Annotated in this window: 11 protein-coding genes and 1 pseudogene; 9 read left to right on the forward strand and 3 right to left on the reverse strand. The window is 71.8% G+C overall.

Annotated elements, in window-relative coordinates:
• Positions 1-445, reverse strand: a pseudogene (locus DW299_RS15325) (hypothetical protein); the annotation flags it as partial.
• Positions 446-580: 135 nt separating this feature from the next.
• Here DW299_RS15325 and DW299_RS15330 point away from each other — a divergent pair.
• A complete protein-coding gene (locus DW299_RS15330) occupies positions 581-1438 on the forward strand; it encodes a MurR/RpiR family transcriptional regulator (protein ID WP_136034182.1) in 858 nt (285 codons plus the stop codon).
• Between the two features lie 15 nt (positions 1439-1453).
• Here DW299_RS15330 and DW299_RS15335 read toward each other — a convergent pair whose 3' ends face one another.
• Positions 1454-2551 carry a DUF998 domain-containing protein gene (locus DW299_RS15335; protein ID WP_206251579.1) on the reverse strand — a complete coding sequence of 366 codons (1098 nt, stop codon included), beginning with the start codon at positions 2549-2551 and terminating at the stop codon, positions 1454-1456.
• A 103-nt stretch (positions 2552-2654) separates the two neighbouring features.
• On the opposite strand from DW299_RS15335, the gene DW299_RS15340 reads away from it, so the two are divergent.
• The 8 genes from DW299_RS15340 to DW299_RS15375 all read left to right on the forward strand — a co-directional run bounded on the left by DW299_RS15340 (position 2655) and on the right by DW299_RS15375 (position 10471).
• Positions 2655-3611: an AraC-like ligand-binding domain-containing protein gene (locus DW299_RS15340; protein ID WP_136034184.1), complete on the forward strand. Its 957-nt coding sequence runs from the start codon at positions 2655-2657 to the stop codon at positions 3609-3611.
• Between the two features lie 376 nt (positions 3612-3987).
• Positions 3988-4776, forward strand: coding sequence for a MoaF C-terminal domain-containing protein (locus DW299_RS15345; RefSeq protein WP_136037085.1), 789 nt, complete (start codon positions 3988-3990; stop codon positions 4774-4776).
• Positions 4777-4791: 15 nt separating this feature from the next.
• On the forward strand, positions 4792-5181 hold the full coding sequence (locus DW299_RS15350) for a nuclear transport factor 2 family protein (protein ID WP_136034188.1): 390 nt from the start codon (positions 4792-4794) through the stop codon (positions 5179-5181).
• Positions 5182-5231: 50 nt separating this feature from the next.
• On the forward strand, positions 5232-6401 hold the full coding sequence (locus tag DW299_RS15355; protein ID WP_136034190.1) for an ABC transporter substrate-binding protein: 1170 nt from the start codon (positions 5232-5234) through the stop codon (positions 6399-6401).
• An 81-nt stretch (positions 6402-6482) separates the two neighbouring features.
• Positions 6483-7343, forward strand: a complete 861-nt coding sequence (locus DW299_RS15360) for an ABC transporter permease subunit (protein ID WP_136034191.1) — start codon at positions 6483-6485, stop codon at positions 7341-7343.
• On the forward strand, positions 7330-9102 hold the full coding sequence (locus DW299_RS15365; RefSeq protein ID WP_136037086.1) for a branched-chain amino acid ABC transporter ATP-binding protein/permease: 1773 nt from the start codon (positions 7330-7332) through the stop codon (positions 9100-9102). Before DW299_RS15360 ends, DW299_RS15365 begins: the two co-directional genes overlap by 14 nt.
• Complete coding sequence (locus DW299_RS15370) at positions 9099-9791, forward strand: ABC transporter ATP-binding protein (RefSeq protein ID WP_136037087.1); 693 nt, start codon at positions 9099-9101, stop codon at positions 9789-9791. Before DW299_RS15365 ends, DW299_RS15370 begins: the two co-directional genes overlap by 4 nt.
• Before the next feature lie 29 nt (positions 9792-9820).
• On the forward strand, positions 9821-10471 hold the full coding sequence (locus DW299_RS15375; protein WP_136034197.1) for an HAD-IA family hydrolase: 651 nt from the start codon (positions 9821-9823) through the stop codon (positions 10469-10471).
• 35 nt (positions 10472-10506) lie between these two features.
• Here DW299_RS15375 and DW299_RS15380 read toward each other — a convergent pair.
• Positions 10507-11105 (reverse strand): SDR family NAD(P)-dependent oxidoreductase (locus DW299_RS15380; RefSeq protein WP_136037088.1); only part of this gene is annotated, 599 nt, incomplete at its 5' end.

The raw sequence follows: 11105 nt of genomic DNA on the forward strand, positions 1-11105 counted from the left end.
CGAGCCAGGAGCCGCTGCCGAGGTCGCCGAGCTCCGGGCCCCAGCCGTCGATCAGCCGCGCGCCGTCCGCATCGATGCCGAGGGCCGCGGCGCCGGTGCCCGCGATGAGCAGCACGCCCGCTCCCCCGTCGAGTGCTCCGGCGTGGGCGGTCACGACGTCGGAGGCGACCGCGACGCGGGCCCCGGTGCGCGCCGCGAGCAGACCGGCGAGCTCGACGGCCGCGTCCGGCGCGAACCACGCGCCGGCGGCTCCGACGCCGATCGCATCGAGCCGCGGGAGCCCGTCCAGCAGCGGGAGGATGGCGTCGAGGGCCGCGGTCACGCCGCCGGCGGACGCCAGACCCGGGGCGCCGAGGCCCGAGCGCTCCACGCGCGGTTCCGCGTGCACGACGACGCGGCAGCGGGACTTGCCGAGATCGACGGTGGCGGTCGGCGGGGCGCTCATCGGCTCTCCTCGGGGACGCGGTGGAAGTAACGAAAAGAGACTACATGCGAAGTAGACTCACTGAAAAGAATTTACCATTCTTGTCACGACCCCCGTCACGACATACTTGAGAATCCCACATCCCCGGAGGACCGATTGAGCATCCAGTCGACGATCGAAGCGGCCGCATCGACGCTGCCGCCCTCGCTCGCCCGCATCGCGACCGTGGTCCGCGAGAACCCCTCGATCGTGATCGACAAGACCATCAACGAGCTCGCCGAGGAGTGCCAGACCTCGGTCGCCTCCGTCGTGCGGTTCTGCCGCGCCATCGGCTTCAGCGGCTACGCCCCGCTGCGCATGGCCCTCGCGACCGAGCTCGGCAAAGAGGCCGCGCAGTTCTCGGCCCGCGGCGCCTTCGGCTCGGAGATCTCCGACGAGGACACGCTGCAGGAGGCGGTGTCGAAGCTCGCGGCGCTGGAGCTCCTGGCCATCGAGGAGACCGTCGCCCAGCTCGACTTCGACGTGCTCGAAGCCGCCATCGACGCGATCGACGGCGCCGACCGCATCCTGCTGTACGGCATCGGCGCGAGCCAGTTCGTGGCGGAGGACCTCGCGCACAAGCTGCTGCGCGTCGGCCGCAACGCGCACGTGCTCGCCGATCCGCACGAGGCCGTCGCGGCGACCGTGCTGCACGCGGCCCCCACCGTGGCGATCGGCTTCTCGCACGCGGGGTCGACGATCGAGACCGTGCGGTTCCTGGAGACGGCGCGCGCGAACGGCGCCGCGACCGTCGCCGTCACCTCGGCCAAGGACTCCCCGCTCGCGCACGCCGCCGATCACGCGCTGTTCACCGAGGTGCGGGAGTCGGCCTTCCGCGCCGGAGCCATGGTCAGCCGCATCGCGCAGCTCACCCTGGTCGACTGCCTGTTCATCGGCGTGGCCAAGCGGCGCTACGCCGAGACCGTCGACGCCCTGCGCCGCACCCGCCAGGCCACGCACGCCCTGCGCGACTGATCGCGCCGTCGCGCCTCAGCCGCGTCCGATCGAGCCCGCCGTGCGCAGGAACACGATGATCCAGCTGAAGATCAGCACCGCCGCGATCAGCTCCACGGCCGTGAGGTTGTAGTACCCCACCGCGAAGAACGCGCCGAGCAGCACGATCACCAGCACGTACGCCCAGCCGAGCCCGACGAACACCCGCGGGATGGCGGGCAGGAACCACGGCAGCCCGACCACGACCACGGCGAACACCACGGCCATGCCCGTCGCGACCGTGTTGTGCAGCAGGAAGAACTCGTCCACCGGGAAGAGCCCGACGCACGCGAGGAAGATGCCCATCAGGATCAGGCCGCCGCGAACCACGAGGCGTCCGCGCCGCTCGGCCTGATCGTCGGCGGGCAGCCCGGCCGTGGCATACCGCGCGATCGTCGTGACCATCACCCCCGCGATCACCAGCGTCGCGTTGAACGCGACCGAGGCGCTGTTGCTGCTCATCCCGAGCGCCGACAGGTTGTCGCGCCACCAGTGCACGTCGCTCGACGCCAGCATGCTCGCGAACGCCCCGACCACGAGGAACACCGCCAGCACGAGCGACAGCACCATCGGCGTGAGGGCCACCGCGCTGAGGAACGACACGTACGCGGTCAGCGCGAAGGCCACCGCCATCAGGATCGCGCCGGGGAACGGGAACACCGGGGCATCCACGAAGCTGCGCTCCAGCAGTTCCGCGATGCCCAGCCAGCCCAGGTAGGCGATCGCGGCGTGGGCGAAGGCGATCGCGAGCAGGTCGTACCAGCGCAGCCGGTCGCCCGGCACGCTGAAGCCGTCGCGCACGGCGGTGGGGTCGGGCTGCTCCGGCCGCACCGCCAGGCGCCCCAGAGCGAACGCGAGCGCCGCGGTGGCCGCGCCTCCGTACGCCGCGAACACGCCGATCGACCCGGTGCCGCTGATCGACAGCTGATGGCCCCAGAACACCGGCAGCGCCACGACGAACCCGAGCACCAGGAACGCCGCGCCCACGATGAGGGCCGTCGCCTCGTACACCGCTTCCGGTGTGCCCGGTCCGCGCACCTGGCGCAGCACCCGCAGGACTCGATCCGCGAGCATCCTCATCGCCCCGTCACTCACGGTCCACATCCTAGAAGGCATCCCCTTCGCGCGGTCCCGGTGATACCATCGCGGAACGGATCGTATACAACGTCGTCGTTCCACCAGCCCGAGGTGATCAGTCATGAACGGTGCACTCGCCGCCCCCGCCGAATCGGTGTCGACTCTGGTCGCGCGCAACATCAGCGACTTCCGCGCCGCCGTCTCGGAGTCCTTCGTCCCCCTCCAGGTCACCACCGCGGGTGCCGACCAGTTCCGCGGCGTGATCCGCGGCGCCTCGGTCGACGAGGTGCACGTGAACGACATCCGTGCCACCTCCCACGTGGTCGAGCGCACGTCGGAGCTGATCGCCCGCGGTGACCGCTCGTACTTCAAGGTGAGCCTCATGCTCGCCGGCACCGGGCTGCTCATCCAGGACGACCGGGAGGCCGTGCTGCAGGCCGGCGACCTGGCCGTGTACGACACCGACCGCCCGTACTCGCTCGTGTTCGACCAGGACTTCCGCACCATGGTGGTGATGTTCCCGAAGCACCTCATCAGCCTCCCCGCCGACATGATCGGGCAGCTCACGGCCGTGCGCATCTCGGGGCAGGAGGGGCTGGGCGGCATGGTCGTGCCGTACCTCACGCAGCTCGCGGGCAACCTCGACCAGCTCGCCGGCACGACCGGCGCCCGCCTCGCGCACAGCGCGCTCGACCTGGTCACGACCGTCTTCACGCGCGAGCTCGGGCTCGATCAGGCCTCGGCCGATCCGCACCGGGCCCTCATGCAGCGCATCCGCTCGCACATCGACCGGAACCTCGCCTCGACCGATCTGGGCCCGGCGACCATCGCCGCCGCGCACTTCATCTCGACGCGGCACCTGCACGGGCTGTTCCAGGAGCAGGGTGTCACGGTCTCCACCTGGATCCGCACGCGCCGCCTGGAGCAGTGCCGCCGCGACCTGCTCGACCCGATGCTCGCCGACCGCCCCGTCGCCGCGATCGCCGCCCGCTGGGGCTTCGTCGACGCCGCGCACTTCAGCCGCGCGTTCAAGACCGCCTACGGCATCTCCCCCAGCGAGTACCGCACCGCCCACTGACCCCGTCCGCTGGCCCGCGGTGCGGGATCACAAACGCGCCTCCCAGGCCCACCTCCGGCCCGTTTCCCACCCCGGGCCCCGCGGACGCCCCGCACCCGCCGCATCCGGGATCACCAACGCGCCTCCCGCCCCCACCCCCGGCCCCTTTTCCACCCCGCACACCCGGCCCCACCGCACGACACCGCACCCCGCGGCCCCACCCCGGGACGCACCGCACCGGACTTGCCCGGGAGGGCACGCCGGTTGACTCTCGGCGCGCGATGGGGAGCGCGCGCTTGAGCGGCTGCCGGGCCCGGATCGAGCATGAGGCAAGCGCACCGCGATGACGCGGTGCCCGGGGCGAGGATGCCCCGCCGCGTGCGACGTCAGGACCCCCATGACCGACATCACCGCCGACCCCGCGCTGGACGAGTGGCGCACCTACGACGAGTTCGCCGCCGGCATCGACACGTACCGGCTGCCGAACACCGGACTCGCCGGCACCGCGTTCACGCTCACCCTCGACGACGGCGGCAGCCTCGCGCTCCGCTTCGACGAGGAGTCGGCGCACTGGGACGGCCTCGGCGCCTCGGGCCGCGACCCGTACGACGCGGTCCGCGTGCGCGACGACGTCGTGTTCGTCAACCTGCCGCTCACCAGCCGCGAGCGCGAAGCCCTCACGATCGTGTTCTGCACCTCGACCCGTCGCGCGACCGTCGTCCGCTCCCGCATCGCCGCGGAGGCCGTGGAGGGCACGCCCCAGGTCGGGCAGGACTTCTGGGCCGCGACGATCGACGGCGGCGAGGCGACGGGTGAGGTGCCGGGCCCCAGCCGCAACCTGATCGGCAAGCGCAACGTCTACCGCTACAGCCCGCACCACCTGTACGAGCACGTGTACGTGTCGAGCCAGCGCTACGCCTGGCAGTGCCTGGAGGGTGTGCAGCGCGGCCACGGCGACATGGACCTGTCGACCGTGTGGAAGTTCGCCGACGGCCTGTACCTGTTCTGCTTCCGCGAGTTCCGCATCGCGGTCGCGAGCGTGTGGCTGCACGACCTCGGCTATCAGCTGATGACCACGGGCATCTTCCTGGGCCTCAACGGCGACGGCGAGTCGGAGCACTCCCGCGCCGGCGGCCACATCTACCCGCTGGGCGCCGTCGCCTACCCCGACGTGCAGCCCGTCTGACCCGAGGAGACCCCGATGAGCGATGCAGACCTGGTCCGCGAGCACTACGCCGCCAACGACCGCGGCGACCTCGACGGCATGCTGGCCCCGTTCGCCGCCGACATCGAGTGGACGGAGGCCGCCGGCTTCCCCTACGCCGGCACCTACATCGGCCCGGAGGCGGTGGCCGAGAACGTGTTCGGCCGCATCCAGGAGGAGTGGGACGACTACACCGTCGCGATCGACGAGGTGGTCGACGGCGGCGACGTCGTGGTGGGGATCGGCACCTACTCCGGCACCTACAAGCGCACCGGGCGCTTCTTCGCCGCCCGCGTCGCCCACGTCTGGCGGGTGGCGGGCGGCGAGATCGTCGCCTTCGAGCAGTTCACCGACACCGAGCTCGTGAACCGCGCGCTGCGCGACTGACCACCCACGAACGCGACACAGCACCACCGAACACGAGAGGCAGGAAGCACATGAACAGACGAGCAACCGGCACCGCGGCAGTCCTCGCCGTGGCCGCCCTCGCTCTCGCCGGCTGCGCCGGCGGGGACGGCGCAGGCGGGGGCGACGGCGCCCCCATCGTCGTCGGATCCGTGAACACGATCAGCGGCCCGGCGACGTTCCCCGAGGCCTCGCAGGCGGCCGCGGCCGTCTTCGACGCGTTCAACGACGACGGCGGGCTCGACGGCCGGAAGATCGACTACAAGATGCTCGACGACAAGGGCGACCCGGCCACGGCAACCGCCTCGGCGCGCGAGATCGTCGGCAGCGACGGAGCCGTCGCGCTGGTCGGCTCCGCGAGCCTGATCGAGTGCGAGATCAACGCCAAGTACTACGAGCAGGAGGGCATCCTGTCTCTGCCGGGCATCGGCGTCGACACCGGCTGCTTCGACAGCGACAACATCTCGCCCGCCAACGTCGGGCCGTTCAACGACATGACCCTCACGCTGCAGTACGGCTCCGAGGTGCTCGGCCTGGACGACATCTGCATCCTGCTGGAGATCGCCGGATCCACCCGCCCCACGTATCAGGCGGCCATCGACAAGTGGACCGAGATCACCGGCAAGGAGCCGAAGTACATCGACGACACCGTGCCGTACGGCGCGTCCGACTACACGCCCTACATCGTCAAGGCGCGCGACCAGGGCTGCAAGGCCCTCGCGATCAACCCGGTCGAGCCCGACGCGATCGGGCAGGTCAAGGCCGCGAACGCCCAGGGCTGGGACGACGTGACCTGGCTGTACCTCACCAGCGTGTACAGCGAGAACTTCGCCGACGCGATCGACGACGCCGGTGCGGGCATCTACGTCCCCGCGGAGTTCTACCCGTTCACCGACGACAACGAGATCAACGCCGACTGGCGGAAGCTGATGGAGGCCAACGACATCCCGCTCACCTCGTTCAGCCAGGGCGGCTACCTCGCGGCGACGTACTTCATCGAGGTGCTCAAGAGCATCGACGGCGACATCACCCGCGAGAGCGTCTCGGAGGCCCTGAAGAGCATGGAGCCGATCGAGAACCCGATGGTGGGCACGCCCTACGCCTTCGGCACGCAGAACACCGCGGGCTGGCCGATCATCCTGAAGTCCGGCACCAACGCCTGGGAGAAGGTCGCGGACGACTGGCTGCGCATCGGCGAGTAGTCCCCGCGTCGACGGGCTCGGCGACCCGCCCGGTCGCCGAGCCCGTCGGACACCCCTCCCCCTCACCAGAAAGGACGCCTGATGCTGCAAGGCGCCATCGCCGGTCTCGCCGCCGGCGGCCTCTACGCCGTGCTCGGCGTGTGTCTCACCCTCATGTCGCGGCTCGTGCGCGTCGTGAACTTCGCGCAGGCCGCGACCGGCATGTTCGGGGCGTTCACGGCCGTCTGGTTCGTGCGCGAGCTCGGGCTGCCCATCTGGCTCGGCTCCGTGCTGGGCGTGCTGGTGGCGGGGCTGCTGTCCGCCGCGATCGGCTTCATCGCGGCCACCTGGCTCTCCGAGGCCTCCACCACCACGCGCTCCGCCATGACCGTGGGCCCGCTGCTGCTGCTCATCTCGCTGTCGTTCATCCTGTTCGGCAACAAGCCGCAGCCGTTCACGCCCATCATCGCCGGTCCCGCCTTCTCCCTCGGGGGTGTCGTGATCAGCCAGGTCACGGTCGCGACCGTGCTCATGGCGATCGTCACGGCCGTGGTCGTGCGGGTCGTCCTGCGCCGCACCAGGGTGGGCACGCAGCTGCGCGCCCTGTCGGAGCGGCCCACCACCGCCGAGCTGCTCGGCATCCGCTCGCGTCCGCTGTCGATCGCGGTGTGGTTCGTGACCGGGGTGATCAGCGCGATCGCGATCATCATCGTCGCGCCCTCGCAGTCCAACGACGCCACCAGCCTGTCGATGCTGATCGTCCCCGCGGCCGCCGCCGCGCTGCTCGGCGGGTTCCGCCGTCTCGATCTCGCCGTCGTCGGCGGCCTGGTGCTGGGCGTGCTCGGCGGGCTCGTCGCCCAGATCGACGAGGTCGCGCTCGTGCGCAACTTCCTCCCGTTCCTGTTCATCGTCGTCCTGCTGCTCTGGACGCAGCGCAAGGAGGTGTGGGATGCCGCTCGCTGACCGCCCCTGGTTCCGTACCACCTGGCCGTTCGCCGTGGCCGCCCTCGGCATCGGCGCCGGCGCGATCCTCAGCGCCGCCCTGCCCGGGTACTTCGTCTTCCTCGCGATCAGCGCGGTGACCGCCGCGATCGCGATCCTCGGACTCGGCATCGTGACCGGCTCTGCCGGCATGATCGCCCTGTGCCAGCTCACGTTCGCCGCGGTCGGCGCGTGGATCGTGTCGCTGCTGAACGTGATGCAGGCGCCGGGCGGCTTCCTCGTCTGGCTCGTGTGCGGCGGGGTCGCGGCTGGCCTCGTCGGTATCCTCGTCGGGCTGCCGGCGCTGCGCCTGCGGGGGGTGAACCTCGCGGTGGTCACGCTGGGCTTCGCGGCCGCCGCCGACGTGACGCTCGTGCAGATCCAGTTCCCCGGATCGGCCGACGGCATCGCGGTCGAGCGCCCCGGGCCGTTCTCCAACGACCGGCAGTTCTTCTTCCTCTCCATCATCGTGCTCGCGGTGTGCGCGCTCGGGGTGTTCTTCCTCCAGCGCGGCCGCTGGGGGGCGAGCTGGAAGGCCGTGGCGTTCTCCGAGCGCGGCACCGCCGCGGCCGGTCAGAGCGTCCGCTCGGCCAAGCTCACCGCGTTCGCGGTCTCGGCGGCCCTCGGCGGCATCTCCGGCGGGCTGCTCGCCGGGCAGGTGCAGCTGCCGTTCGCGTCGAGCTTCACGCCGCTGCAGTCGCTCGCGCTGTACGTGCTGGCGATCATGTCGGGGGCGCACCTGATCGACATGGCCATCTTCGGCGGGCTCCTGTGGGTGCTGGTGCCCGAGCTGCTCAAGCGCTGGGGCGTGCCCCAGGACTGGGGCTTCGTGGTGTTCGGCGTGCTGGGCGTGCAGGCCCTCACCAGCGGCACGAACCTGGGCCAGGGCATCCGCAACCTGATCTACCGCCGCGCCGACCGCCGCACGGCGAACGCCGACCTCACCGCGCTGCCCGACGACGCCGCCGCCGACGCGGCCGCCATCACCACCACGACCACCGCGACCGTCGACGAGGCGGCCCTCGACGGCGCGCCCGTACTCACGGTCGACGGCCTCACGGTGCAGTTCGGGGCACTCAAGGCCCTCGACGACGTGTCGTTCACGGTGCCCGCCGCGTCGATCATGGGTCTCATCGGGCCGAACGGCGCGGGCAAGTCCACGTTCGTCGACGCCATCAGCGGGTTCCTGCCGCAGCACGACGGCCGGGTGCTGCTCGGCGACCGCGACCTCGCCGGGCTCTCCCCCACGCGGCGCGCCCGGCTCGGACTGCGCCGCACGTTCCAGCAGGACCGCGTGCCGCCCGCGCTCACGGTGGGCGCGTACGTGCGCTTCGTCGCGCGACGCCGGCTGGCCGCGGCCGACATCGACGAGGTGCTGGCGTTCTTCGGCTGCCCGCCCGCGCGCTCCCGCCTGTCGAGCGTGGACGTGGGGACGCGGCGGCTGGTGGAGGTCGCGGCGAACGTGGCCGCCCGTCCGCGGCTGCTCATCCTCGACGAGCCCGCCGCCGGGCTGTCGCACGAGGAGCACCTCGCGCTCGCCGCGCGGCTGCGGGAGCTGCCCGCCCGCTACGGCGTGGCACTCATCATCATCGAACACGACCTCGACCTCGTGCGCTCCGTGTGCCCGACCCTCACGGTGCTCGACTTCGGGCGCGTGCTGGCGAGCGGTCCGCAGGCCGAGGTCCTCGCGAACCCCGACGTCGTGAAGGCGTACATGGGAGAGACGGAGCTGCTGACATGAGCGAACTCGTGCTCGACGGCGTCACGGTGAGCCGCGGCGCCGGACCGGTGATCTCCGACGTGTCGCTGCGGGTGTCCGGCGGCGAGGTGCTCGCCCTGGTCGGCCCCAACGGCGCGGGCAAGACCAGCCTGATCGAGTCGGTGTCGGGTGTGACGCCGCACTCGGCCGGGACGATCACGCTCGACGGCGACCCCATCGACCGGCTGTCGCGCGTGACCAGGGCCCGCCGCGGCATCGTGCACATCGAGCAGGGGCGGGCCGTGTTCCCGTCGCTGACCGTGCGCGAGAACCTCTCGCTCACCGCGCGCACCCCTGCCGAGGTGGACGCCGTGCTCGCCCAGTTCCCCGAGCTCGAGAAGCGCATCGACGCCCCCACCGCGCTGCTCTCCGGCGGCGAGCAGCAGATGGTCGTCCTGGCGAGGGCGTTCGCCGCGAAACCGCGGATCCTGCTGATCGACGAGATGTCGCTCGGCCTCGCGCCCGTCGTGTTCCTGCGGCTCATGCCGATCGTGCAGTCCATCGCGCAGTCCGGGGTGGGCGTGCTGCTCGTGGAGCAGTTCACGCAGTTGGCCCTCGGGCTCGCGCAGGAGGCGGTGGTGGTGGCCGGCGGACGGGTGTCGTTCCAGGGCAGCCCGCAGGCGCTGCAGGACGACCCCGCCCTGCTGCACCGCGCCTACCTCGGCGGCTGAGACGGGCTCGCGGGGGTTAGCCTGAGCGGATGACCGAGATCCTCCGCGCCCGCGCCGCCCTGCTCGACATGGACGGCACCCTCGTCGACTCGACCGCCGTGGTGGAGCGCCTGTGGCTGGCGTGGGCGGAGCCGCACGGGCTCGACCCCGAGACGGTGCTGCGAGTGGTGCACGGGCGCCAGGGCCATCAGAGCATGGCGATCCTGCTGCCCGAGCGCGACCACGCGATCAACCTGCACGAGAACGAGATCATGCTCGCCACCGAGGCCGGCGACGTGGACGGCGTGGTCGGCATCGCCGGGGCCGACCGGCTGCTGGCGGCGCTGGAGACGGTGCCGCACGCGATCGTGACCTCGGCGAACGTGGCGCTCATGACCGCCCGGATGCAGGCCGCGGGGCTGACGGTGCCCGAGCTGGCGGTGACCGCGGAAAACGTGTCGGCGTCGAAGCCCGACCCCGAGGGGTTCCTGCTGGCGGCCCGCATGCTCGGCGTCGCTCCGGCCGAGTGCGTCGTGTTCGAAGACTCCGGCGCGGGCATCCAGGCCGGGCTCGCCGCGGGGATGCGCGTGGTCGGGGTGGGCCGGCACGCGGGGGCGCACGCGCCGACCGTGCACGTCGACGACCTCACCGCCGTGACCCTGACGCACCTCGACGACGGCTTCGAGCTGCGCATCGGCTGACGACGCGGCGACGGCACCCGCCGCCGCGCCCCTGGTCACATGCCGGCGTGGTCGAACGCGATCGTGGGGACGTCGACCACGTGCGAGCCGCCGTCCGCGACGATCACGGCACCGGTGATGTACGACGACTCGCCCGAGCCGAGGAACCGCACGACCGAGGCGATCTCCGCGGGGCGGGCCGGACGCCGCAGCGGCACGTCGGCCGTGACCGTCGCATAGGCCTCCTCGCGGGAGCCGAGACCCGCGTGCGACGCGAACTCGTCCATCTCCTCGTCGGCCATCGGCGTCTGCACCCACCCGGGGCAGATGGCGTTGACGCGCACCCCGTGCCGCCCGTAGTCGCGGGCGAGCGTGCGGGTGAGCCCGATCAGCGCGTGCTTGCCGACCGTGTACCCGGCCACGGACGGCCCCGCGAACAGCCCGGCGAGCGACGACACGACCACCACCTGGCCCTTCGCCTCGATGAGCGCCGGCAGGGCCTCGCGGGCCATCGTGAACGCGGTCGTGAGGTTCGCGCGGATCGCGGCCTCCCAGCTCGCGTCGTCGGTCTCGGCCACGGGCGAGAAGCCGTGGCCGCCGGCGTTCGCGACCAGCACGTCGATGCGGCCGAAGCGCGCGAGCACCTCGGCGACCG

This window comes from Microbacterium sp. K35 (assembly GCF_004794375.1).
Classification (GTDB): Bacteria; Actinomycetota; Actinomycetes; order Actinomycetales; family Microbacteriaceae; genus Microbacterium; species Microbacterium sufflavum.